21 protein-coding genes and 2 pseudogenes are annotated in these 23,184 nt (G+C 55.8%); 9 read left to right on the forward strand and 14 right to left on the reverse strand.

Annotated features, from left to right (window positions below; translation table 11 throughout):
- Positions 1 to 70: 70 nt before the first annotated feature.
- Positions 71 to 1,093, reverse strand: a complete 1,023-nt coding sequence (locus tag AC1XYH_RS11630) for a DUF481 domain-containing protein (RefSeq protein ID WP_483323344.1) — start codon at positions 1,091 to 1,093, stop codon at positions 71 to 73.
- 45 nt (positions 1,094 to 1,138) lie between these two features.
- Here AC1XYH_RS11630 and AC1XYH_RS11635 point away from each other — a divergent pair, with 45 nt between their 5' ends.
- Together AC1XYH_RS11635 and AC1XYH_RS11640 are read left to right on the forward strand one after the other, a co-directional pair.
- A complete protein-coding gene (locus AC1XYH_RS11635; protein WP_483323345.1) occupies positions 1,139 to 1,495 on the forward strand; it encodes an MGMT family protein in 357 nt (118 codons plus the stop codon).
- A 38-nt stretch (positions 1,496 to 1,533) separates the two neighbouring features.
- Positions 1,534 to 2,907, forward strand: coding sequence for an AmpG family muropeptide MFS transporter (locus AC1XYH_RS11640; RefSeq protein ID WP_483323346.1), 1,374 nt, complete (start codon positions 1,534 to 1,536; stop codon positions 2,905 to 2,907).
- A gap of 96 nt (positions 2,908 to 3,003) precedes the next feature.
- On the opposite strand, the gene AC1XYH_RS11645 is transcribed toward AC1XYH_RS11640, so the two are convergent.
- From AC1XYH_RS11645 to AC1XYH_RS11655, 3 genes are all read right to left on the reverse strand, one after another.
- Positions 3,004 to 3,519 carry a hypothetical protein gene (locus AC1XYH_RS11645; protein WP_483323347.1) on the reverse strand — a complete coding sequence of 172 codons (516 nt, stop codon included), beginning with the start codon at positions 3,517 to 3,519 and terminating at the stop codon, positions 3,004 to 3,006.
- A gap of 220 nt (positions 3,520 to 3,739) precedes the next feature.
- Positions 3,740 to 4,591 (reverse strand): mechanosensitive ion channel family protein, encoded by an 852-nt coding sequence (locus AC1XYH_RS11650; protein ID WP_483323348.1) that lies wholly within the window; start codon positions 4,589 to 4,591, stop codon positions 3,740 to 3,742.
- Positions 4,592 to 4,614: 23 nt separating this feature from the next.
- Positions 4,615 to 5,100 (reverse strand): YajQ family cyclic di-GMP-binding protein, encoded by a 486-nt coding sequence (locus AC1XYH_RS11655; RefSeq protein WP_483326367.1) that lies wholly within the window; start codon positions 5,098 to 5,100, stop codon positions 4,615 to 4,617.
- Between the two features lie 110 nt (positions 5,101 to 5,210).
- Here AC1XYH_RS11655 and AC1XYH_RS11660 point away from each other — a divergent pair, with 110 nt between their 5' ends.
- The 3 genes from AC1XYH_RS11660 to AC1XYH_RS11670 all read left to right on the forward strand — a co-directional run bounded on the left by AC1XYH_RS11660 (position 5,211) and on the right by AC1XYH_RS11670 (position 7,729).
- Positions 5,211 to 6,167 carry a GGDEF domain-containing response regulator gene (locus AC1XYH_RS11660; RefSeq protein ID WP_483323349.1) on the forward strand — a complete coding sequence of 319 codons (957 nt, stop codon included), beginning with the start codon at positions 5,211 to 5,213 and terminating at the stop codon, positions 6,165 to 6,167.
- Between the two features lie 8 nt (positions 6,168 to 6,175).
- Complete coding sequence (locus AC1XYH_RS11665; protein WP_483323350.1) at positions 6,176 to 7,090, forward strand: 2-dehydropantoate 2-reductase; 915 nt, start codon at positions 6,176 to 6,178, stop codon at positions 7,088 to 7,090.
- A 72-nt stretch (positions 7,091 to 7,162) separates the two neighbouring features.
- Complete coding sequence (locus AC1XYH_RS11670) at positions 7,163 to 7,729, forward strand: cob(I)yrinic acid a,c-diamide adenosyltransferase (RefSeq protein WP_483323351.1); 567 nt, start codon at positions 7,163 to 7,165, stop codon at positions 7,727 to 7,729.
- An 18-nt stretch (positions 7,730 to 7,747) separates the two neighbouring features.
- On the opposite strand, the pseudogene AC1XYH_RS11675 reads toward AC1XYH_RS11670, so the two are convergent.
- The 5 genes and pseudogenes from AC1XYH_RS11675 to AC1XYH_RS11695 all read right to left on the reverse strand — a co-directional run.
- Positions 7,748 to 8,263, reverse strand: a pseudogene (locus AC1XYH_RS11675) (methyl-accepting chemotaxis protein); the annotation flags it as partial.
- A gap of 393 nt (positions 8,264 to 8,656) precedes the next feature.
- A pseudogene (locus AC1XYH_RS11680) lies at positions 8,657 to 9,733 on the reverse strand (methyl-accepting chemotaxis protein); the annotation flags it as partial.
- Positions 9,734 to 9,943: 210 nt separating this feature from the next.
- Entirely contained in the window at positions 9,944 to 10,765 is an 822-nt protein-coding gene (gene ampE, locus AC1XYH_RS11685) for a regulatory signaling modulator protein AmpE (protein WP_483323352.1), read from the reverse strand.
- Between the two features lie 11 nt (positions 10,766 to 10,776).
- On the reverse strand, positions 10,777 to 11,337 hold the full coding sequence (gene ampD / locus AC1XYH_RS11690) for a 1,6-anhydro-N-acetylmuramyl-L-alanine amidase AmpD (RefSeq protein WP_483323353.1): 561 nt from the start codon (positions 11,335 to 11,337) through the stop codon (positions 10,777 to 10,779).
- A gap of 69 nt (positions 11,338 to 11,406) precedes the next feature.
- A complete protein-coding gene (locus AC1XYH_RS11695; RefSeq protein WP_483323354.1) occupies positions 11,407 to 13,791 on the reverse strand; it encodes a DUF1631 domain-containing protein in 2,385 nt (794 codons plus the stop codon).
- Positions 13,792 to 14,128: 337 nt separating this feature from the next.
- Between AC1XYH_RS11695 and AC1XYH_RS11700 the strand changes: the two genes are divergently transcribed.
- Both AC1XYH_RS11700 and nadC read left to right on the forward strand, forming a co-directional pair.
- Complete coding sequence (locus AC1XYH_RS11700; protein ID WP_483323355.1) at positions 14,129 to 15,493, forward strand: alanine/glycine:cation symporter family protein; 1,365 nt, start codon at positions 14,129 to 14,131, stop codon at positions 15,491 to 15,493.
- Positions 15,494 to 15,594: 101 nt separating this feature from the next.
- Positions 15,595 to 16,452 carry a carboxylating nicotinate-nucleotide diphosphorylase gene (nadC, locus tag AC1XYH_RS11705; protein WP_483323356.1) on the forward strand — a complete coding sequence of 286 codons (858 nt, stop codon included), beginning with the start codon at positions 15,595 to 15,597 and terminating at the stop codon, positions 16,450 to 16,452.
- Positions 16,453 to 16,459: 7 nt separating this feature from the next.
- Here nadC and AC1XYH_RS11710 read toward each other — a convergent pair whose 3' ends face one another.
- Both AC1XYH_RS11710 and tesB read right to left on the reverse strand, forming a co-directional pair.
- Positions 16,460 to 17,044: an HAD family hydrolase gene (locus AC1XYH_RS11710; protein ID WP_483326368.1), complete on the reverse strand. Its 585-nt coding sequence runs from the start codon at positions 17,042 to 17,044 to the stop codon at positions 16,460 to 16,462.
- Positions 17,041 to 17,904, reverse strand: coding sequence for an acyl-CoA thioesterase II (tesB, locus tag AC1XYH_RS11715; protein ID WP_483323357.1), 864 nt, complete (start codon positions 17,902 to 17,904; stop codon positions 17,041 to 17,043). Before tesB ends, AC1XYH_RS11710 begins: the two co-directional genes overlap by 4 nt.
- A 210-nt stretch (positions 17,905 to 18,114) precedes the next feature.
- Here tesB and AC1XYH_RS11720 point away from each other — a divergent pair, with 210 nt between their 5' ends.
- Together AC1XYH_RS11720 and AC1XYH_RS11725 are read left to right on the forward strand one after the other, a co-directional pair.
- Positions 18,115 to 19,035 (forward strand): histone deacetylase family protein, encoded by a 921-nt coding sequence (locus tag AC1XYH_RS11720; RefSeq protein WP_483326369.1) that lies wholly within the window; start codon positions 18,115 to 18,117, stop codon positions 19,033 to 19,035.
- A 30-nt stretch (positions 19,036 to 19,065) separates the two neighbouring features.
- On the forward strand, positions 19,066 to 20,310 hold the full coding sequence (locus AC1XYH_RS11725) for a TIGR03862 family flavoprotein (protein WP_483323358.1): 1,245 nt from the start codon (positions 19,066 to 19,068) through the stop codon (positions 20,308 to 20,310).
- Here AC1XYH_RS11725 and AC1XYH_RS11730 read toward each other — a convergent pair.
- From AC1XYH_RS11730 to AC1XYH_RS11740, 3 genes are all read right to left on the reverse strand, one after another.
- A complete protein-coding gene (locus AC1XYH_RS11730; protein WP_483323359.1) occupies positions 20,285 to 21,112 on the reverse strand; it encodes an SDR family oxidoreductase in 828 nt (275 codons plus the stop codon). The genes AC1XYH_RS11725 and AC1XYH_RS11730 overlap by 26 nt on opposite strands.
- 79 nt (positions 21,113 to 21,191) lie before the next feature.
- Entirely contained in the window at positions 21,192 to 21,833 is a 642-nt protein-coding gene (gene pdxH, locus AC1XYH_RS11735) for a pyridoxamine 5'-phosphate oxidase (RefSeq protein WP_483323360.1), read from the reverse strand.
- An 87-nt stretch (positions 21,834 to 21,920) separates the two neighbouring features.
- Positions 21,921 to 23,093 (reverse strand): serine hydrolase domain-containing protein, encoded by a 1,173-nt coding sequence (locus AC1XYH_RS11740; protein WP_483323361.1) that lies wholly within the window; start codon positions 23,091 to 23,093, stop codon positions 21,921 to 21,923.
- Positions 23,094 to 23,184: the final 91 nt, after the last annotated feature.

Consider the following 23,184-nt stretch of genomic DNA (forward strand, 5'->3'; position numbering starts at 1 on the left):
GCAAGAGATCCTTATTAACAAAACGGGCGCTCAAGGCGCCCGTTCTGCTTTCTGGTTGCGTACTTTTTTGTTACCAGCCGACGCCCAGGCCCATGGTGTATCGGGTGTCTCGATAACCGGTATTGTCCGAGCTGTTCAGATAATCCAATTCTGCTTTAACATTTAGCGATGCCCAGCTGGTCAACAGGTAGCGCAAACCCGCTTCGGTATCGATCATGTAGCGCACATTAGGATCGTCTGGGATTTGGGTTTCCGCTTTGTGGAAAAACTCAAAACGCTTGCCCAGCAGGAAGCGACGGTAATCCCATTGCAGACCCAGGGCGTTGTAGGCGTTTTCTGTCCCGTCGCGCTCCTCAGTCCAGATTCGGTCGAGACGCGCAGAGGTTTCAAAGCGCCCTAGCGAGTTGTTCCACCACTCATAACCAGGACCCATACCGAACTGGCGCTGCTTGGCGATTTCATTCAGGTAATCGCGTTGATAGCGCATGCTGGTCATCCAAAACCAGTGCTCAGTCAGGAAGCGGTTAAGGTCGTAATCCACCTCCCAAGCATGTCTGCTTTTTATGTCGTCTCGATAATCCCGCTCATAATCCAGGGCAACGTCGTGACGCCAATCCCCGTGCCGCAGGCGTGAGCTCAAGTCCACATCCAGATCTTCGGTTTCGGTACCCGAGGTATCCTTTAGCTCTAGCGAGGCGGTAGCGTCACCCTCCCAGACCATATCTTGAATGATGGGTTTCGGCACCAACAACTGGCTGATCTTGTCCAACGAGACGCTGCGCGCCTGATTTTCCGACTCTTCGAAAGCGAGAGTCACCTCACCTTTATTTTCCGAAGCATCTACACGCGTAATGTACTGAGCCTGGTCGCCAAGCTTGAGCAGCAAGGGATCGTCACTCTCAAAGGTCTTTACCCGCGACGTGCTCACCGTTACCAAGCCGGCAAAATCGGTCTTGATTGATATCTTGCCAGCCTCAAGAAACTCGATTTTTCCGGTGAGACGATCACCATTGTCGAGCCAGAGCGTATCGGCGACACTGCTCAAGGGGACCAATGACAGACTCAGCGCCAGCGCTTTACGTACAAACTGCATGCTCTCACCTTTCAAAAGAACGTCGGATAAAACGAGATATTATCCATGAAAGACCCACAGAACACCGCTGTGTTCCCACAAGTAGTCACTCAGGGCACAAATGAGCAAAAAAAACAGGCGTTTTTTCAGGTGCTGGCAAGTATTCCGGTAGGCCGGGTAACCAGCTACGGCAAGGTCGCCGAGCTTTCTGGCATGGGCCGCGGCGCCCGTTTAGTTGGGCGCTGGCTAGGACAGTTACCGGAAGATACTCGCCTGCCCTGGCATCGGGTGCTTAACAGCCAGGGCAAGCTGTCGCTGCCGGCCGACAGCCCCAGTGGCTCGGAACAACGAGCCCGTTTGCTGGCCGAAGGCGTATTGGTGCGCGACGGACGCGTCAACCTGCGGCAATATGGATGGCCTTGAGCCTTAGCCCTCTAAACACTATTACAAAAAGGATATTCATGAGCTCCCGTTCTTCCGACACCCCTAGCCTGCCCAAAGCGGAAGGACTGAAAGTTTATCTACAACCTCGTGTCATCGGCATGCTGTTTCTGGGTTTTTCCGCCGGTTTGCCGTTACTGCTGGTGGGCGGCACATTTAGCGCATGGCTACGCGATCTGGGTGTAGAACTGGCGGCAATCGGCTTTCTCAGCTGGGTTGGCATGGCACACTCGATCAAAGTGCTCTGGGCTCCGCTGATCGACCGGCTGCCGGTGCCATTACTGACGCGATTAATGGGGCGGCGGCGTAGCTGGATGTTTCTTGCGCAGCTAGTAATTGCCGGCGGCCTGTTCGGTATGGCCATGAGCGACCCATTAGAACAGATTGAGTTAGTCGCGATCTGGGCAGTATTAGTGGCTTTTGGCTCGGCCACACAGGACGTAGCAATCGACGCCTATCGCGTTGAAGCCGAAGCCCGGCATCGACAAGCGGCGATGGCCGCGACCTATGTTACCGGTTATCGGGTAGCCATTCTGGCCGCCGGCGCCGGTGCGCTGCATATTGCCGCGCTGGACAGCTGGAGCCATGCCTATATCGGCATGGCCGCGTTAATGCTAGTGGGCGTGCTAACCACGCTATGCATTGCTGAACCCAAGGTGCACATCACCAGCGACACCTTGGCGCAAGAGGAGCGCCTGACGCGTTTTCTTGGCCAGTCTCAACACCAGGGTTGGCGTTTAAGCGTCTCCAGCTGGTTCTTTAACGCTTTTGTGGCTCCCTTCACCGAATTCTTTGAGCGATATGGTAAAACCGCGCTAATCGTACTGTTGTTCATCGCCACCTTTCGCATCAGCGATATATTCATGGGCACCATGGCCAATCCTTTCTATTTGGATATCGGCTTCAGCAAAGAGCAGATAGCCAACATTGCAGCAGCCTTCGGACTCGCCATGACGTTAACCGGCGCAGCCCTCGGCGGTCTACTGGTCGCGCGTTTCGGCATTGCTCCCATATTGATACTTACCGCGTTCATGGCGCCGGCGACCAACTTGATCTTCGCTTGGCTGGCACATATCGGCCCACAACCAGACGGCCTGGTGTTGGCGATCATCGCCGACAACATCACCGGGGGCCTGGCCATTTCTGTGTTTATTGCTTACCTATCTAGCCTAACCAATACCGCGTATACCGCGACTCAATACGCGCTGTTCAGCTCGCTGATGACACTACCGGGTCAGTTCGCTGCGGGATTTACTGGCGTGTTAGCAGAGAGCGTGGGCTGGACGGAGTTTTTCATGCTGACCGCGCTAACCGGCCTGCCGGCCATCGTACTGGCTTTTATGCTGCTAAGATTCGCTCACCCGGACAGGCTTAAGCGCCCCGGCATCGATTAATGCGGGTTAATGGCTGATAGCGTAAGGAAGCACATAAGGGAGAGGACAAACAGCAGGAAAACAGACGGCGCCCGCGAGGACGCCGTGCTACTGGGCTTAGTAGTTGAAACCGACACCCACGCTGTAGAAGATCGCGCCGTCGTCGTAGTTGTCGCTGGCGCCGTCGCTATTCTTAAACAGGAACTGGTACTCCATCATGCCAGTAATAAACACGTCGTCCTTGACCCAATACTTCAGACCCAACTCTGGACCAGCTGTGAAGCTGTCGTCCACACCATCACCGTAGATGCCACCAATGCTGGCACCAATGAAGGGTTTCGCTTTACCACTACCAAAATGGTAGTCGTAGAATGCGCGAGTGGAGCCAGTGAAGTCGGTGCTCTCACCTTCAGAGTCGGAAATCCCGACACTCTGACGAATCCCCCACAAAGAGGACTCACTCAGGTACTGACCCCAGCTACCCTGGAATGAGAAACCATTGCTGTCAAAATCCTTGTCACTCGAGCCCGCGCCGCTCAAGGTGATCTCGTTGTCACCTGCGGACGGGGCCGCAAAACCCAAACCGGGCATCAGTGCAGCAACGATCAAGGAGGTTCTCAAGACATGTTTCATAACGTTCACCTTCTCACGTAATTGTTTAAGAAACGCGCACAAGTGCACGTTACCCAAGTGATTGGACAAAAAACATTTTAGGATGTTCCCATTTTCGCGGTCGCGTTCAATAACTGCGACAGGGTCGACACATTCGCGGCGACGACGCACCGTTGATCTTTCGGGCTAACAGAAAACAAAAAACCCGGCGTTTGCCGGGTTTTCTTAATCGCCTTGCAGACTACTCCGAGGCAGACTCAACACTCGGTTGAGTAACCACATGGACAGTGCGTTGCGGAAACGGAATGGAAATGCCCTGTTCATCGAATGCTTCTTTGGCCTGTTCCTGAATATCCCAAAACACACCCCAAAAGTCTTCGGTCTTGGCCCACATACGCAAAGAGAGGTTTACCGAGTTGTCGCCCAGCGAGGCAAGCCATACCACTGCAGCCGGATCCTTGAAAACACGGCTGTCGGCCTCGGCCAACCCAAGCAGAATAGAACGTGCTTGTTTCACGCTATCGCCATAGTCGATACCAATATTCACATCGACGCGCCGTGTAGCCTGGCGGGAATAGTTAACGATATTGCCATTAGACAGACTGCCGTTGGGTACGATCACGGTTTTGTTGTCGGGGGTTTTCAAAATGGTATTGAAGATCTGAATGCTATCGACTGTACCGGAAACGCCCTGCGCCTCGATGTACTCACCAGCTCGGAATGGACGCAAAAACAGAATGAGCGTGCCACCGGCAAAATTCGCGAGGCTACCCTGCAGCGCCAGACCAACAGCCAGACCAGCGGCACCTAGAACAGCAATAAAGGAGGTGGTTTCAATGCCTATCATGCCGGCAACACTGATCAGCAACAGCACTTTCAGCGCGATGCTAACCAAGGTACTGACAAAGCCATGCAACGTCGGCTCGACCTGACGTCGCGTCATCACTTTGTCCAGCGTCGCAACCACCCGGCCGACAATCCACCAACCAACGGCCAGCGTCACCAAAGCAAGCAGCAACTGACTGCCATATTCAATTACCAGCGGCAACCAGGCCTCTTCCAGCCCTTCCATTTTTGCCATTAATTCATCCATCGTAACCCCCACTTGGTTTTAAATCAGTCTCGGAAATTGTTGAATTGTAGCGGCATATCCATCTCACTGCCGCGCAGCAGAGCCATAGCCTCCTGCAAATCATCTCGTTTCTTGCCAGTCACCCGCACCTGCTCACCCTGGATAGCAGCCTGCACCTTGAGTTTTGCATCCTTAATCAAGGCAACAATTTTTCTCGCCAGTTCCTTATCAATCCCCTCACGCAAGATCACATCCTGCTTGACCTGTTTGCCTGAGGCAAATGAGTCCTTCACCTCTAGGCATTGGATATCAATCTTGCGTTTTACCAGGCTCAATTTAAGAATCTCCAGCATCTGCTCAAGCTGGAATTCAGCATCACCGGTTAGGGTTATTTTTAAGTCTTTCTGATTGAATTCAAACTTACCCTTGCCGCGCAAATCGTAACGCCGCTCGAGTTCTTTCATAGCGTTATCAACCGCGTTAGTTACTTCATGTTTGTCGAGTTCAGATACGACGTCAAAAGATGGCATTGGCATAACCCCATGCAAAACGTAAAAATTATGATGTTCATTACAAAACAACAGTATAACCTCGTGGCATTATAACGGCAGTTAGCCAACGATCAGCAGGGAGCACCTTCATGCCTAACCCCCAACTCAGCATTATGGTGGTTGACGATACGAAGTTCAGCAGCGCCGTTATCGGTCACACGCTGAGTCAAGCAGGTTACAACGACATCCGTTTCGCCAGCTCTGCAATGGACGCCCTGCGCATGCACGAGCAGCGCCCATCCAGTGTCATGGTGGCGGATTGGCTAATGCCCGAGATGGACGGGCTAGAGCTAACGACCCGCATCAGGCAAGTGGACGAGCAAGATGATCACTATACCTACGTGGTACTACTGACCGCCCGCGAGGGTGACAACGTGCTCGGTGAGGCCTTTGACCGTGGCGTCGACGACTTCATCAGCAAATCCTCGATGAATGAGCAACTTCTGCCACGCATTTTTGCTGCGGACCGCACCTCTCAACTGATCAACCGCCTGCTCGATGAAAACCATCTGCTAGCCAATAACAATGCTCAGCTTGAAGAACACAACATGGTCGACAGCCTCACCGCTATCGGCAATCGCCGCTATCTGTTGCAACGCCTTAACGACGCGTTGCGCAATGTTGACTCCCGCGGCGGTGCCTGCTGCGTAGTGGTCCTCGGCGTACAGAACCTGGCCTCGCTGGGCGAGCGTTTCGGTGAGCCGGTCCAGCAGGAAGTGCTACGCGGCACCGCACGCCGGCTACAGCAGCTGGTACGGCCTACCGATGTTATCGCGCGGGTGGGTAGCAACGCGTTCGCCATAGTAACTTTGGCAGACGATGCCGATGACTGCAAACCCAACAGCTTCCGTCGATTGCACGATGGCTTGAACCTAAAAGCCTTCAAAACCACTGAAGGCTACCTATCAATTCGAGCTGGCATGGCATTAAGCACCGTCACCAACAAGCAAGAGTTACCCACCCCTGAAGCACTGTTGCAGCTGGTCGAAGAGCACCTGAACGAAGCCTATGAGACCAACTTGATCACCGAAGCCCGCAGCAAATAACGCGCGCAATGATGCATGTTCTAGGAGCTGGTAGTCTGGGGTTGTTATGGCTCGCACGCCTGCAGCAAGCAGGACAACCCTGCAGCTTGCTGGTGCGCAACCAAGCCACCCTAGAGGTTTGGCGCACTGCGGATAATAAGCTGATATTCGAGCAACAAGGCCACCAAAGTCAGCAGCAGGCCAACGTAGAAGTAGCTACGACGTCCGACACCCCCATTCAAACACTGATAGTTGCCACCAAAGCCCACTCTACGCTCGCCGCTGTGGAGTCGGTTCGTCATCGCCTGAGTAAGCGCAGCCAGATACTGCTGTTGCAGAACGGTCTCGGCGCACAACAACAGGTGAGCGATGCTTTTACTGAACAGCGCGTGCTCTATGCCAGCGTGACCGATGGCGCTTGGCAACCCGCACCGCGACACGTGATATGGGCAGGCCAAGGCACAACACTGATCGGCGACCCACTAGAGCAGCCTGCGCCCGAGTGGTTGAAGCAACTCGACAGCAACGCCGTGCAATGGCAGTGGGATGACAACATCGTTGCGGTGCTCTGGCGCAAACTGGCCGTCAACTGCGCGATTAACCCTTTCACGCTGCTGTTTGACTGCGTTAATGGCGAGGTACCCAATGTCGCCGGTAGCTGGCTGGATGAATGCATTGCTGAGCTGCAAGCGTTACTGACTAGCCAGGCCGTTCCACACCTCGACGACCTCCCCACGCAAATTTATGAGGTTATCCGGCGCACCGCCAACAACAGCTCGTCCATGCGCCAGGATATGCATGCTAAACGCCGTACCGAACTGGACTATATTCTCGGGTACGCTTGTCGACTGGCGCAGCACGAGCGCATCCCCACCCCAGCATTGAACCGCCTGCTGTATGCCACACAGCGACGCTTGGCTGAACTAGACCTACCCGTGGACTGACCACTGCATTTGCCGCTAGGCTAGCCCGACGTTTCAATAACCCACATTTTCAACACCAGAGAGCAATCGACCATGGGCTATCGCTTGAGCAAACTCTACACACGCACCGGCGATAAGGGTGACACCGGCTTAGCCAGTGGAGAGCGCATCGCCAAAAACCACCCGCGAGTCGCGGCAATGGGCGAAGTGGATGAACTCAACTGCCACGTGGGGCTAATGATCACCGAGCTGACCGATTGCCGCCTACATTCTCTGCTGACAATGCTAACGCCCATTCAGCACAGGCTGTTCGATCTAGGTGGGGAGCTGGCCGTGCCTGGCTACGACATTATCGACGCCACCGATGTCACACAGCTGGAGCAACAAATAGACCAGTTGAATGAACATCTGCAGCCGTTGAAAAATTTCATTTTGCCCGGTGGCTCGCGCGCGATAGCTCAAGCGCATCTGGCCCGCAGCGTCTGCCGGCGTGCTGAGCGTCAATACCTGAGTCTTGCGCAGCAAGATGACATCAACCAGCAGGCATTGATCTACCTGAACCGGTTATCTGATCTGCTGTTTGTGATGGCGCGCACGATCGCCCGCCTGGAGGAAACGCCTGAAGTGCTATGGGCGCCCAAACCCAAGCCTTCGGCCTGAGTTCAGGCGCCTACTAAATCAAACCTTAAACGCGCTAATGATGCTCTGCAGCGACTGCACCAGCTGCGCCATGCGGCCGCTGGATTCCTCTGCCTTGCGGGCGCCTTCGGCGGTACGCTCGCCCGCATGATTGATCTCAACAATATTCTGATCAATATCATGGCTGACCGCTGTTTGCTCTTCTGCCGCAGCGGCAATTTGCTGGCTCTGATCGACGATATGCGTCACCGACTTGAGAATGCTGTCTAGCCCGGCTTGCACCCTGAGTGAAGCGTCTACAGTTTCAGCCGTCATGCTGTGGCTACTGCCCATCGCTTTTACTGCTGCGCCAACCCCGTCCTGCAGACGCACAATCATCTGCTCGATCTCTTCAGTCGACTGCTGCGTACGTCTGGCCAGCGTGCGCACTTCATCGGCCACCACGGCAAAGCCTCTTCCTTGCTCGCCCGCACGTGCAGCCTCGATGGCCGCGTTCAGCGCCAGCAGGTTGGTCTGTTCGGCAACCCCTTTAATAACATCCAATACGCGGCTAATGGAGGAGCTATCGTCAGCCAACTGATTGATCACGCGAACCGAGTTCTCGATCTCGCCCGACAGCTTCTCAATGCCGTCCACCGAAGACTCGACCAGCCTGCGACCGCTCAGCGTCTGAGTATTAACCTCTTCGGCGTTGGTCACCGCCAAGGCGGCACTACGCGCCACCTCTTGCGACGTAGCCGCCATCTCATTCATCGCGGTTGCCACCTGCTCGATCTGGCTGCGCTGTGAGGTCGCGGCTTGGCTACTTTCACTCGCAATGCTTTCGACCTGACGTGACTGCTCCTGAACTTGATCAGAGGTAGCACTGACCTGACGAATCAGCTCGCGCACTTTAAGCACGGTATTGTTGAAATCAGCAGCCAGATCGCCAAGCTCATCTCGGCTATCTACCACCACCTGAACGGTCATGTCACCACCGGCTACTTGAGCCATTTGTGAGGACAAACGTTTCAAGGTGCGCCGCGTCGCCATATAGAAACCGGCGTACAGATAGATGATCAACAGCCCCACCAGCGAGAGCGAAACGATCAACACCAGCATAGAGCGCTGATTCTCACCTAAACGCGTGTTCAAGCGCGCGCGAAGCGCGTCAAAGATCGCCGTATCCAGTGCGTAAGTTTTATCTATTTCGGTGGTGATACGTTCAAAATAATCATCCCACTCGCCTTCCAGCGAATTGGCCAAAATGATTTCTTCATCGAAGATGTTCTGCGCGATGCTCAGACTTTCGATACTCGCGTCAGCCGCTGGCTTGATGCTCTGCAGGCCCTGCCCGGCAAGCGTCTGCTGCAACACTTGCTGGTAATTGGCAGTCAACTTTTGCAGCAATTCAAACAAGTCGTCCATTGCGCGACTGGCATCAGAATTGATAAAGCCAAGGCCCATCGAATACGCGCCCACCGCACGGCCTTCGCCCAGCGCCGAGGTAACCTGCGGCGTAGCGTCAATCAATAATTCGGTAAGTTGCCGTACATCGCGGTCAAAATCCTGCGGTAGGCCAGTATAAGCAGCGCTGAAATTGAGCAGCGTAGTAGCATCTGCCAGCCCCTGAACCGACAACACTTTTTTGCCGCTAACCGACTCATTGGCGAAACCTTCATACAAGGTAATCATTTCATCGCGTTTGGTTACGACATCACTAGCGCCAGCATCCTCACCGTCCAGCGGCAGCGCGCGGAGCTTGTCCAAGATCAATTTGCGCAAATCTGCACCGCGCTTTTCTAATTCAGCGGCAAACTGGCCCTGCCCCAACAGCGAATTGACGTTCTCCATGTCACGAATCAGCTCAGCATCGCGCACGATATCGGAGCTTGCGCGAACCAGCGCCAAGTTATCCTGGGCATGGCGCGTAACTTTGACGCGCTCATACGCCTGGTGCACTACCATACTGCTGACAATACCGAGGGGGACAAAGAAAAGCACACTGATCAGGCAGAACTTCATGCCGTAATTCAGGCGATTCATCAGGGCAATGGCAGGCGCAAGAAGACTATTCACCCAGTTACTCTCCTAAATAGACTGGCCTGCGGCGGGGCCTATCAGGTCATCTATACAACGACCCTTGTTTTGTTTTGTATGCTGCCGCGTTCGGGATGGCGACACCTCGCCTGCTTCCCTTGTCTCATGCTGACTCTATCGGCCAGTACAGAGACAACTTTACTCTTGGCGCGAAATCTACCCGAGTAATGCCAACAATGCCACGGGTACAGCCCAGGCAAGCATCGCTCGAACCAATAGGGCTCGCGTCGGCGCCAAAATCGTTTGATTTTTCTCGGCGCTAGCCTCACCCGTCAGAGCCGCATCCGCTGCCCTGACCAGTAACGGCTCTACCGACTGATCCCAGTCGCTCCAGACCCCACGCAGCGCAGCCAACACCTGGTCAAAATGCCCAACCAAAGCAAAACTGGCAGCCAGCAAGCGAGCAGGTAGCCACTCCATGGCGTGCACCAAGCTCCCCGCGTAGCTCTGCTCATCAGATGCCAAGCGGTCTACAAACAACCTTAGTAGACGGTATCCCAGCGCGCCCAAGGGCCCCAGCAATAAAAACCAGAGAACCGGCACAAAATACCCCGACAACGCCTCTCGCAATAAACGCCCGCGAACTTGCATCAGCAACGTTTGATCATCACTGGCCTGTAAGCCAAGATCATTTTCAGCGATCAACGCCGCTGCGGCTTGATCGCCACGCGCCCAGGCTTGCTCAAAACGGCGACCGAAAGCATGCAACAGCTCATTGCCACCTAGCCCGAACAGCAAAACCAGTACGCCGAGTGTCAGCACAAAAAAACCGTACGCGACATCGGCAAGCATCCAGAAGGCAAGCTCGAGTGGCAACAACGGCAGCAGCAAGCACACGAGCGCGCGCCAGCCGGGTCGCCGCTCCGCCAGCCGAGCACAATAGCTAGCCCAGCTAACCGCTAAGTCCGGCCGCATACCCCGTCGCAATGGGGTGAAACGAACCAGCAAAGCAGTGATCAACAGGATCAGAAAACGCATTTATGGAGCCTTTAGGGATTGGGTGAAGCGCAGACCAGGCTGCTCAAGTAACGACGCCAGTCAAAGGCCACGCCCGGATCTGTCTTGCGGCCCGGAGCGATAAACTCGTGACCGGTAACTCGACAAGGGGTAATTGCCGGGTAAGCTACCTGCAACGCCTTGGTTAACTCACTGAGCGCATCATACTGAGCGTCAGTGTAGGCCGTCTGATCTGCTCCCTCCAACTCAATCCCTATCGAGAAATCGTTACATTCAGCGCGACCAGCATAGGAAGACGCGCCAGCGTGCCAGGCGCGCTGATCGCAATTGACGAACTGCGTAATGATCCCGCTTCGCTCAATCAGGAAGTGCGCGGAAACCCGCAGCTCAGATATTTGCGCGAAATAAGGGTGTAAAGAGGAGTCAAGCTGGCCACAGAAGAAACGTTGCACATGACCACCGCCAAACTGACCGGGTGGCAGGCTGATATTGTGTACTACCAGAAGTGAGACGGCCTCGCCATCAGGACGGGCATTGAAGTGTTCTGAGCGGCAGATTTGCGCGCTGTCTAACCAGCCCTCTTGCAGACGCATTATAAGATCGGCCCCATCAACAAAAACCCTATGCTAACAGGAGCAAAGCAGCCGCGCACGCCGGTCTAATCAGGACTTTGCAGACTGTAAGCGGCGCAGATTACCGATAACTGATTCGAGCGCACGGTCAAACAGCTGATTTTCGTCCAGCAGCGTGATTAACCCCTGATCGAAATGCCGGGTCAGCTCCGACTTACCAAATTCGGCGACTTTCATACCGCCGCGATTCACAAAAATGTACTTACCGCTGAAGCTGATAATCGCTGCCAACTTGCAACGCTGCTCGGGCTGGCTATCAGTCGCGCTCAGCAAACACCAGCATCCAGCCCGCAGGCTTTCAATCCAGCGTTGGGCACCGACGCTCGGCAGATCTTCTACCGTTTCCGCCACTGGCTCCACGTCAGCCTGCTCAAGCACCGGTTCAGCCACGTGCACTTGCTCAATGGGCTCGACAACCGCCGCGACAACATCTCGCTGCAACGGCGCGGATGCTTCGACATTCGGCGCATCACTCTCAGGGATCTCTGGCTCAACTATTTGTGCTGACGCAGGCACCGCAATGGACGCCGGTATCAGCGCCGCTAGCGCGGCTTTTTCATCACGATCCCGTTGCGATTCGGCGGCCTGCGCTGCAGACAATGCCAACATTTGCGGCTGCGCAAGTCGCGCCACCTGAACCGCTACGGCAGAGGCATCGAAGCCCAACAGCTGCAATCCGGAACGCAACGCCTCAAGTACTTTTTCATTAGTTTGGATTCGGTGCTGCAGCTCTCCAGCAGGCACGGATTCAACGCTGTCGATCATCTGCTGAGCCGAGCGCACAGCCTTATCCCAGGCGGTCGATCCGGCGCCTTCGCGCAAGCAAACCATCTGCAAAACCTGGCTCCAGACATCACGCAGCAGATCAACTACAGTGACCGGCAAGGTACGACCTACCAGCAAATCATTGACCGCCTTGGCCACGTCATTTCGTGCGACCTGCATCCGCGCGCGCCCTTCTTCCGCGTCGCGGGTGCGTTGTTCAATACGATCCGAACGACGCTGCTCGTTACGCAAAAAGGCAGTCAATTCCGCATGCAAGGATTCGAACAGCGCGTCCTGCGGCTCGGTTATCGTCAGCAACTGTTCAACAATGTTCTCAAGCAAGCCATGTAGCTGGTCACGACGCGGGGCATCATGATCGCTCCAACCCATGGTCGCCCGTGCCAGCTCATTCAATAAACGCCGCGCCGGATGTGCCCCACGACTGAAGAAGCTTTTATCGGCAATGGCTACGCGCAAAATCGGCAGCTGTAATCGACCGATCAACACCTTGACCGCAGAGGGCAACGCCGGATCTTCGAGGATAAAATCGAACAACATGGATACCAGGCTGATGACATCATCATCCACCCGGCCCAAGACTTTCTGATCGCCGCCCTCCTGCTGGCGCTGCGTTTGCAACACCTGTTGAATACGCTGACGCATGCCAGGCAGCCGATTTCCGGCGTTGGCTTCTGTCGCTTCTTCAATCGGGAGTTCGGCAAGAACCTGTAGCAGCTCATTGCTAGGCATGGGCCTTGCGCCAACGCCAGACAGGCCTGCCAGCGCCATATCACCGCTGGCATGCCGCCAATTGCCGATCAGCTCGCTAAACATACTCAGCACTTCCTGCTGATCTACTGCACCGGGCTGATTATCGCGCGCCTTCTCTGTTGATCGCGTACCCACCCCTGCTGCAGGCACCCGACGCGACGAAGGAGACACTTGTGCCAAGCGCAGATCTGGCATTACCCCTGAGTTGATCAACAGTTTGTTCAATTCTTCATATTCGGCGTCAATCGCATTGAATACGTAACGCTCAAAGAGCTTAAGAACAATCAAGCGGACTTTAATTTCAAGTGCCAGCGGCTTCAGCGCTTCAGCGAAGTATTCTGCCAGTGCCGCAGGAGCCAAGGGATTATTGCGCTCATCCACAAGGCTTTTAACCAGGCTGTTACTACGTATCGCCAAGTGCATCAAAGACTGCTGGTTGCGATTATTTACCCGGCTAACCATGCCATCCAGCGCAACCGACTGCTCCAGTTCATCGGGCTGAACCAGAGTCAGGCTGTCCAGCTCGAACGGGATATGTGCAGCGGTTTTGGTTGGGGCATCACTGTTCAGTTGCTCGGTGGCTTGCTGCAGACCGGCGCTAACACTTTTGAGGATGCTGCCACGCTGCAGACGCACTGTGCGCATGGCTTCAAAGAAGAGTGATTGATCGGCATTACTGGGCGCCCGATCAGCCATTTGGAAGAGGTTGTCGTCGGCATTATCAAACAGGGTATTCAACGTCGTATGCAGGTATTGCTGTAAATGCTCGCGTACGGCACTTAAGGGTAGCGGCAATAAAGACAAACCTTTGCTCACGCCTTGGCCATGGCGGCCTGCGAGACTCGACTTGATCGATACCACCTTTGGGTCCTGGGACATGCTACCTCTCCTGATAAGCCGGGCTTATCGCGTACAACGCCTGAGTGCTATCCTGCTCAAACCTTCCATGTGTCGTAAATTTGGCGTCAAATATTTTAATCAGTATACCTGTTTTCAAATCGAGCGCACCCAAGCCCGTCGGATTTATTGATGCGTATCACATTTAATATACCCATCAGGCCATGAAATTATCGTCCACGATAATTTCACCGTCTTTGGTTCGCCCCGAACCGGTAATCCTGGTATATCCTGACAACGGATCAGCCCAAAAGGCACCTCATAAGAGTGATGTGGCACCACTCACATCAATAAAAAATAAACAGCAGGAGCAGCGTCAATGGAAGCAATCATTAGCCTGATCGGCAATATCAACGGCTTTGTCTGGGGACCGGCAATGCTCGCGTTATTAGCCGGCACAGGCCTTTACCTTACCTTAGGCCTGAAACTCATTCCGCAACGTAAACTATTTTACGGCTTCAGCATGCTCTGGCGTGGCCGCAAGAGCACCGAAGAAGGTGACATCAGCCCCTTTAACGCCCTGATGACTGCCCTCTCCGCTACAGTAGGTACCGGTAACATTGCCGGTGTCGCTACCGCTATTTTCTTCGGCGGTCCGGGCGCATTGTTCTGGATGTGGGTGATCGCCTTGGTCGGCATGGCGACCAAGTTTGCCGAAGCCGTATTAGCAGTGCGCTTTCGCGAGAAGGATGCCTTAGGCAACCACGTCGGCGGCCCGATGTACTACATCAAGAATGGTCTGGGCGCCAAGTGGAAGTGGCTCGGCGTGCTATTCGCTATTTTCGGCATGCTTGCCGGCTTTGGTATCGGTAATACCATCCAGTCCAATTCGGTAGCCGATGCACTGAGTAGCAGCTTCGGCATTCCGCCTCTGGTGACCGGTATCATCATTGCCATTCTAGTGGCGCTGGTTCTGCTCGGCGGCATTAAACGCATTGGTGACGTTGCCGGCAAACTAGTACCTATCATGGCGTTGTTTTACGTGGGTGGCGGTTTGATTATTCTGATCATCCACTTCGACCGCATTCCAGCTGCCTTTGGCGACATCCTCCATTACGCCTTTAACCCGGCTGCCGCGGCCGGCGGTTTTGCTGGCGCAACGGTTTGGGCAGCCATGCGCTTTGGTATTGCGCGCGGCGTCTTTTCTAATGAAGCAGGCTTGGGTAGCGCTCCGATCGCGCACGCTGCGGCACAGACCAACAACCCGATCCGCCAAGGCACAATTGCCATGCTGGGGACTTTCATCGACACCATCGTTATCTGCTCGATTACCGGGCTGGTGATCATGGTGACCGGTGCCTGGCAGAGCGGCGAGAACGGTGCTCCTCTATCGGCGCTCGCCTTTAGTCAGGGCTTACCCGGTGGCTGGGGGCAATACATAGTCAGTATTGGTCTGGCGGTATTCGCCTTCACTACTATCATCGGCTGGAGCTTCTACTCAGAGAAGTGCACGCAATTCCTGTTTGGGGAACGCTCCAATATCCCGTTCCGTGTACTTTGGATTATCGCCGTGCCGCTAGGCACCCTGCCCGGCATAGATCTGGCCAGTTTGTGGCTGGTCGCAGATACACTGAATGCCATGATGGCGATTCCCAACCTGATTGCACTATTGTTGCTTAGCCCTGTGGTTTTCCGGCTAACCCGGGACTACTTTAATGACCCGGTGAATTACCTGAACAAATAAGTTCAGCGCCTTAAGCACTAGCCAATACCCGCCTCCCGAGGCGGGTATTTTTTTATCAATCGGGTATACTCGCCGGCATTCAAAACGCTGCTGGAGCGCCCATGCCGAACCTAACCCTCGACAGTCTGCAGGCCGTCATCGTTGATGATGTGCGCCGCGCCCTGAATGAAGATGTTGGCGACGGTGACATTACCGCCAGCCTGATCCCCGCCGAGAATCTGGCGAGCGCCAGCATCATTACCCGCGAGGCGGCGATATTCTGCGGCCGCGCTTGGGCGGATGAAGTGGTGCGTCAGGTAGACCCGCAGATTCAGATCGATTGGCTGGTGGCAGATGGCGACCAACTGATGGCCGATCAGACATTATGCCGCCTCAATGGCCCGGCACGTGGCATGCTAACCGCCGAGCGCTGCATGCTGAATTTTATTCAGACCCTCTCCGCTACCGCCACCCGCAGTCGCTATTTCGCCGACATGGTGAAGGACACGGCGGTAAAGCTGCTGGACACCCGTAAAACACTGCCGGGCTTACGCATGGCGCAAAAGTATGCCGTCACCTGCGGTGGCTGTCATAACCACCGCATTGGCTTGTTTGACGCTTTTCTCATCAAAGAAAACCACATTGCCGCCTGCGGAGGTATTGCCGCCGCAATCAACCAGGCCAACCGCATTGCGCCGGGCAAACCCGTGGAAGTAGAAGTGGAAAGCCTGGAGGAGCTACAGCAAGCGCTGGACGCAGGTGCCGATATCGTCATGTTGGACGAATTAAGCCTGGACGACATGCGCAAGGCGGTCAGCCTAACCGCCGGCAAGGCGGCGTTGGAAGCCTCCGGAGGCATCAACGAAACCACCCTGCGCAGCGTGGCGGAAACCGGTGTGGATTACATCTCGATCGGCAGCCTGACCAAAGATGTGAAAGCGGTAGACCTGTCGATGCGTCTGCGTTTCCAAACGACCTAATGCAGAATTAACAAGACGCCAGCAAGCTCCGGCAATCCACCGCATGCCAGTCGGCCAACTCAGGCCAACGGTTCTGCGGATGGATCAGGCAAGTGTAGCTACCCGCGGCTCTGCCCGCTTCCAAATCGAAATGAAAGTCGCCCACCATCACTGCCTGCGTTGGTGTGAGTTGCCAGCGCTCTAGCAGTAACTGAATACCCTCAGGGTCGGGCTTGGGCGCAGCGTCTTCACGGCCCAATACATCCTCAAGTGCAAAGCATTCGAGAATGCCCATTTGCCGCAAAGTCGAGACCGCCACGGCCTGTAAATTGCGGGTAAGAATGCCCAGCCGTCGCCCCTGCCCATGCAGGGTCTGAATCAACTCAACCGCACCCGGCGCACCCTCGACCTGATCGGCCAGTCGCAATTCAATCTGGTCCAGCTCGGACTTCATAGCCACTCGCTCAGCGGCAGGCAATGCAGCGATGTAAGTCAGGATATCTGACGCCGCTGGCACCCCCAGCTCGCGCCGAATAGCCGGGAAGTCATGCTGAGCAAGCGTGAGGGTGCCATCCAAATCAAACACCCAGCCCTGCAGATCGCGCATATTCAGTCCTTCACCTTGCGCATCAGCGACTCTTGCGCGACTGAGGCAACCAGCTCACCGGCAAGATTAAAGATATGCCCGCGTGACATACCACGAGAGCCGCTAGCCGACGGGCTGTCCATGGCGTACAGCAACCAATCATCCATACGCAGCGGACGGTGATACCAAAGCGCATGGTCCAAGCTGGCAACCTGTAGTTTGGTCGACCAACTAGAGATGGCATGTGGTTGCATGGCCGTGCCCAGCAGGTGGAAGTCCGAGGCATAGGCCAGCAGATAACGATGCACCTGCGGATCATCCGGTAGCTGGCCGTCAGCGCGATACCACATGTAACGCACCGGCTCGGATACCTTCGGCTCAAACGGGTTGAACTCGCCGACCGGGCGAATCTCGATAGGCTTACCGCAAAGCACCTTGTCGCGCACTTTTTCGTGGATCAGGTGCTGGTACTTACGCGTCCATTCGGTTTCATTCGGCAAGTCTTCCGGGCCCGGCACGTCGGGCATTTGCACCTGATGCTCATAACCTTGCTCATCGCCCTGAAAGGAGCAGATCATGGTGAAGATCGGCTTACCCTTCTGAATCGCCTGCACTCGACGTGTGGTAAAGCTACCACCATCGCGCAACGGGTCTACCTGATAAACGATAGGATGAGTCGGGTCGCCGGGGCGCAGAAAATAACCATGCACCGAATGCACGTGGCGCTCGGTGTCAACTGTCTGACTAGCGGCAGACAGTGATTGCCCCAGCACCTGGCCGCCAAAGAGCTGCTTGAAACCCAGATCCTGGCTACGCCCACGGAACAGGTTTTCTTCAATTTTTTCCAGCGCCAGCAGGTCAACCAGATCATCCAGCAATTGGCTCATAACACTTCCTCACAATCGACGCGACCACGGTTGTCGCTCTACCTCAGTTCAGCAGCAGCGATCATAGTCGCTGCCAGAATGCCGGCAAGTTTAACCCGGATTGTCCCAAGTTAGCAGGCCGGCGGCATGGCTGGTTCAACAATGAGACTGTTCAGACGCCAGCGGCGCCAGCATACTCATGCTGTTTACCAACAGCCCTGGGGAGTAAAAGTGGATCTGCCGCTGGTATACCATCCTGACTACAGCTTTGCTTTTCCGGCACCACATCGTTTCCCGATGGACAAGTTCGTGCGACTGCACGACCACCTGCGCGCCAGCGGCCTGCTGCACAGCCAGAACCTCTACCAACCGCAATCCTGCCCCATAGAACTGTTGCTGCTGGCCCACGCTAGCGACTACGTGGAGCAATTCTGTAACAACCAGCTGGATGCCGCCGCCCAACGGCGCATGGGGTTACCCTGGAGCGAACTGCTGGTCGCCAGAACCCTGCGGGCAGTCGGCGGCACACTACTCACCGCCGAGTTAGCGCTAAAGCACGGATTGGCCTGCCATCTCGCCGGCGGCACCCATCACGCTCATCATGACTTCGCCTCCGGATTTTGCATCTTCAATGATCTCGCGATCACCAGCCGCTACCTGTTGGCCGCCGGCAAGATACAACGCATATTGATTTTTGATTGTGACGTACATCAGGGCGACGGTACCGCACGCATTCTGGAGAATGACAGCGACGCCATCACGGTCTCGCTGCATTGTGAAAACAACTTCCCGGCGCGTAAAGCACACAGCGATTGGGACATCCCCCTGCCCCGTCAGCTTGGCGATCAAGGCTATCTAAATACGGTGGAGCAAGCGCTGAACTATCTGTTGCCGCTATACCAACCTGACCTGGTGCTCTACGACGCCGGTGTGGACGTACATCAAGCCGACGCGCTCGGCTATTTAGCGTTGACCGACCAAGGCATAGCTCAACGCGACAGCCACGTCATCAATGCTTGTCTGGCCCGCGACATACCCGTTTGCGCCGTGATTGGCGGTGGCTATGACCAGGATCGGGTGGCACTTGCTCAGCGCCACGGCATTCTGCATCACAGTGCCGCGCAGATATGGCAGCAGCGCGCTTTGGGGTAAACTGCGCCGCTTATAGACTAGAGGCATGAGATGACCAAGCAACAGTCAAACGCCGACAGCGTTGCCGTCATCGGCGGCGGCCCGGCCGGCTTGATGGCCGCCGAGACGATCGCGATAGCAGGTTATCGCGTGGACCTGTACGACGCGATGCCCTCGGTCGGTCGCAAGTTTTTGCTAGCCGGCGTGGGCGGCATGAACATTACCCACTCTGAATCTAAAGCGGCCTTTACTGAGCGCTACCGTGAAGCCGCGCCCTGGGTCAGCGACTGGTTAGCCCAGCTCGACGCCGACGGCCTGCAGGACTGGATTCACGAATTGGGTATCGACACCTTCGTCGGCAGCTCCGGCCGCGTATTCCCCACCGAGATGAAAGCCGCGCCGCTGCTACGCGCCTGGCTCAAACGCTTACGCGACGCTGGCGTGCAGCTGCATACCCGGCACCGCTGGCTCGGCTGGGACGAAGACGGCGCGTTACGTCTGCAAAACCCGCAGGGAGAAATCCAGCTAAAGCCCAAGGCTTGCGTATTGGCGCTCGGCGGCGGTAGCTGGAAACGCTTGGGATCAGATGGCAGCTGGGTCGAAAAACTACGCGATAAAGACGTCGGCGTAAGCGACTTGTTGCCCAGCAACTGCGGCTTTATCTGCCGTTGGAGCCCTTTCCTCAGTGAACGTTTTGGTGGCCAGCCGCTTAAACCGATCATCGCTAGCCTGATCGACAATGATGGTCAGTACATCAGCCGCCGTGGTGAGTGCATACTCACCCGCGACGGACTCGAAGGCAGCCTGATTTATGCCCTTTCAGCCCCCTTGCGCGTCCAGCTAGAAGTGCATGGCCAAGCTACGCTGACGTTGGACCTGGCGCCTGACAGAAGCGAAGCCCTGCTCACCGCCTCACTGGCAGACAGCCGCAAGGGGCAGTCATTGTCATCACTACTGCGTAAGAAGGCAGGGTTGGATCCGGTGAAGGTCGCGCTATTGCATGAGCGCTTTGAGAAAAGCCAGCTGACCACTCCTGCGGATATTGCCAAAGCGATCAAACAGCTACCACTGACGCTGCATGCTACCCGCCCGTTAGATCAGGCGATCAGCAGTGCCGGCGGTGTGCAGCAACCGAGTTTAACCACCGATTTAATGCTCAAAAGCCTGCCAGGCCTGTTCTGCGCGGGGGAAATGCTCGATTGGGAAGCACCCACCGGCGGCTACCTTTTAACCGCCTGCTTTGCTAGCGGAAAACGGGCGGGCGAAGGCGTTACTCGCTGGCTCTCGCGGGCTTGATTCCTGAAAGACGCGGCAGCATCCAACGCTCAAACAAGCGTGGAAAAAAGCGCGCACATTGCCGTGCCAGCCAATCTACATTCGACAGCACCAACAGCCTCTTACGCTTACATGCACCGCTATAAATAGCATCTGCCACTTCCGCTGGTGAGGCGACTTTGAAAGCCAGGTTAATGGCTGTCTGATTGATAGAGCCGTCACCCACCAACGCATTTTTACGAATATCCGTTGCGGTAAAACCGGGCGTCACCAGCATCACATTCACGCCCTTGCCTCGCACTTCCATTCGCAGCGTTTCAAACAGTCCATGCAGTGCGTGTTTACTCGCATTGTAAGCGCCACGATTAAGTAGAGGCGCGAAGGCTGACAGCGAGCTCAACCCGATCACTTGCCCGCCGCGTGCCAGCAAGCTGGGCAAGGCATGCCGCGTACAGTTAACAGCACCGAAGTAATTGACGGCCATGACGCGCTGAAAAACGGCGAGATCGGTATCGGCAAAGGCGCTGCGGTGAGTAATCCCCGCGTTATTGATCAGTAGATCAATACCCCCAAAATGCTCAACCACCTGGCCAATCGCCTCCTCACATTGCTGGTCATCAGACACATCACAGTGCAGCGCCATCACATCGGCGTTGAGCTTGTCGTGTAACTGCTGGCGGAAGGCAACTAGCGATTCATCCTGAATATCGAGAATGGCGATATGCGCGCCAGCTTGTGCAAAGCGCAAAGCCAAAGCGCGGCCGATGCCGGCACAACCACCGGTAATTACGACTACTTTCTGCTGAAAGACTCGCCTGCCCATAACGCCTCCTTTACTGGCTTCGACCTTCAGACTAAAGCCAGCAGAGAAAGGCGGCAAGCCAATTAAGGCTCAGTCGGTATCAGGGCGCTAAACGCTCAAGCACCCAGTTACCGGCTTTCAGCCGATAACGCAGACGGTCGTGTAAACGGCTGGAACGCCCTTGCCAGAATTCGATCAGGCTAGGCACTACGCGATAACCACCCCAATGCGGCGGGCGCGGCGGTTGCTGCTCGGCGTATTGAATTTCAAGGGCAGCCAAACGCTGCTCCAACACCTCGCGCCCGGCAATCACCTCACTCTGGGGTGAAGCCCAGGCCCCCAAACGGCTACCCATGGGCCGACTGTGAAAGTAGGCGTCAGACTCCTCGGGGCTCACCTGCTCCACCATCCCCTCAATACGCACCTGGCGCTCCAGGTCATGCCACCAGAAACTCATGGCGGCCAGCGGCTGCGCCGAAAGCTGCTCACCCTTGGCGCTCTGGTAATTGGTGAAAAATACGAAACCACGCTCATCAAAACCTTTGAGCAATAGCGTGCGCAGATGCGGCTGCCCTGCTGAATCGACTGTCGCCAGCATCATTGCGTTAGCTTCAGTCGTTTCAATTTCGACCGCTTGGGCAAACCAGGTGGAAAAGAGCACATGCGGCTCCACTGGAGCCTGCGCCTCGGTCAATCCGTCACGCGTATAGTCACGACGCAGATCAGCAATAGTGGGTTTCATCAGCTCAATTCCTCGTAAGCGTGTGTCTCATCAATATCTGCTCAGCCTAGCATCCACAAGGCTGACGGCATTGACCTGCCGCAGCCTTCAGTCAAGTTTCCGCAGACAATCATGCACTGCCTGGCTAAGCGCCAATGCACGCGGATCCATCAACACATAGGGCCCCATGGTGTTGGTGACATAGCCAAATCCCACTTTCGCCTCGGGATCACAAAATCCCAGAGATCCGCCAGCGCCCGGATGACCAAAGGCTTGCGGGCCCATGCCAAAACCGCCGCCGGGAGCATCTTGCTCCAGCATCACACCGAGCCCGAAGCGCGTTGGGCACAGCAATGTGCGGTCCTGCCCCTGGCTGTGCTCCTGCTGCATCAGGGAAACCAGTTCAGAGTCCAGCAACTTGACCCCATCCAGCTCGCCACCGTGGGCTAGCAGCTGCCAGAAACGTGCCAGTGAACGGGCATTACCGGTGCCGTTGGCAGACAAAATTTCCGCCTGCTGCCACTCACGCTTGTTGGTGCTGGTCATCATGCTGACAGGGTTGCCGAAGGCTTTGGCTGTTAGCCCTTCGGGTTCACCCATGGCGGCAAAGAGTTTACGCGCGCCCTCATCGCCAGACTGGTTACGCAAGCGTGATACATGCGCGATGCGCGCAAGATCCTGATCCGGCACACCAACATGAAAATCCATCCCCAATGGCGCACAGATATGCTGCTGTATATAGTTGCCTGGGCTTTCATTGGTCAGCCGCGATAACGGTTCGCCGAGCAGCCAAGCATAGGTGACAGGTGCGTAGCCATGTGCCGTGCCTGGCTCCCACCAAGGCGCCTGCTCCGCCAGCGCAGCACTCATAGTAGACCAGTCAAACAGCGCCTCTGGCGGCAACGCCTTGGCAATGGCCGAGAGGCCTGAACGGTGGCTTAACACCTGACGCAGAGTAATACTTTGTTTGCCCGCTTGAGCAAATTCCGGCCAGACCTCAGCAAGCGGCGCATCCAATTCAATGCGGCCAGCCGCGACCTGCTGCAGCAACGCCACCGCACCTAGCGGCTTGGTACAGGAGAACACGTTGACCAAGGTGTCCTGTTCCCAAACCTGCTGATTTTCCTTATCCGTCACACCCTGCCAAAGGTCCAACACGGTATCGCCGCCCACGGTCACGCAGAGCGCTGCGCCGCGCGCCTGTTCGTCCTGTTGCTGCTCAGCAAACAACTCGCGGACGCGCTCGAAGCGCGGATCAAAATAGCCCTGAACATTGCTCATGAACGGTTCTTCCTCAGTCGATGTGTTGTTGTGCTGCCATTTAAGCCGCTCGCGCCAACAAATGCAGCGACCATAAAGCAGCTCGTCGAGC

It is taken from the genome of Pseudomonas sp. GW-45, from assembly GCF_056896675.1.

Bases quoted from the DNA above. Each gene is read 5' to 3' on its own strand.
- AC1XYH_RS11630 (WP_483323344.1), bottom strand. From the start codon at position 1,093: ATGCAGTTTGTACGTAAAGCGCTGGCGCTGAGTCTGTCATTGGTCCCC.
- AC1XYH_RS11635 (WP_483323345.1), top strand. From the start codon at position 1,139: ATGAAAGACCCACAGAACACCGCTGTGTTCCCACAAGTAGTCACTCAG.
- AC1XYH_RS11640 (WP_483323346.1), top strand. From the start codon at position 1,534: ATGAGCTCCCGTTCTTCCGACACCCCTAGCCTGCCCAAAGCGGAAGGA.
- AC1XYH_RS11645 (WP_483323347.1), bottom strand. From the start codon at position 3,519: ATGAAACATGTCTTGAGAACCTCCTTGATCGTTGCTGCACTGATGCCC.
- AC1XYH_RS11650 (WP_483323348.1), bottom strand. From the start codon at position 4,591: ATGGATGAATTAATGGCAAAAATGGAAGGGCTGGAAGAGGCCTGGTTG.
- AC1XYH_RS11655 (WP_483326367.1), bottom strand. From the start codon at position 5,100: ATGCCATCTTTTGACGTCGTATCTGAACTCGACAAACATGAAGTAACT.
- AC1XYH_RS11660 (WP_483323349.1), top strand. From the start codon at position 5,211: ATGCCTAACCCCCAACTCAGCATTATGGTGGTTGACGATACGAAGTTC.
- AC1XYH_RS11665 (WP_483323350.1), top strand. From the start codon at position 6,176: ATGATGCATGTTCTAGGAGCTGGTAGTCTGGGGTTGTTATGGCTCGCA.
- AC1XYH_RS11670 (WP_483323351.1), top strand. From the start codon at position 7,163: ATGGGCTATCGCTTGAGCAAACTCTACACACGCACCGGCGATAAGGGT.
- ampE (WP_483323352.1), bottom strand. From the start codon at position 10,765: ATGCGTTTTCTGATCCTGTTGATCACTGCTTTGCTGGTTCGTTTCACC.
- ampD (WP_483323353.1), bottom strand. From the start codon at position 11,337: ATGCGTCTGCAAGAGGGCTGGTTAGACAGCGCGCAAATCTGCCGCTCA.
- AC1XYH_RS11695 (WP_483323354.1), bottom strand. From the start codon at position 13,791: ATGTCCCAGGACCCAAAGGTGGTATCGATCAAGTCGAGTCTCGCAGGC.
- AC1XYH_RS11700 (WP_483323355.1), top strand. From the start codon at position 14,129: ATGGAAGCAATCATTAGCCTGATCGGCAATATCAACGGCTTTGTCTGG.
- nadC (WP_483323356.1), top strand. From the start codon at position 15,595: ATGCCGAACCTAACCCTCGACAGTCTGCAGGCCGTCATCGTTGATGAT.
- tesB (WP_483323357.1), bottom strand. From the start codon at position 17,904: ATGAGCCAATTGCTGGATGATCTGGTTGACCTGCTGGCGCTGGAAAAA.
- AC1XYH_RS11725 (WP_483323358.1), top strand. From the start codon at position 19,066: ATGACCAAGCAACAGTCAAACGCCGACAGCGTTGCCGTCATCGGCGGC.
- AC1XYH_RS11730 (WP_483323359.1), bottom strand. From the start codon at position 21,112: ATGGGCAGGCGAGTCTTTCAGCAGAAAGTAGTCGTAATTACCGGTGGT.
- pdxH (WP_483323360.1), bottom strand. From the start codon at position 21,833: ATGAAACCCACTATTGCTGATCTGCGTCGTGACTATACGCGTGACGGA.
- AC1XYH_RS11740 (WP_483323361.1), bottom strand. From the start codon at position 23,093: ATGAGCAATGTTCAGGGCTATTTTGATCCGCGCTTCGAGCGCGTCCGC.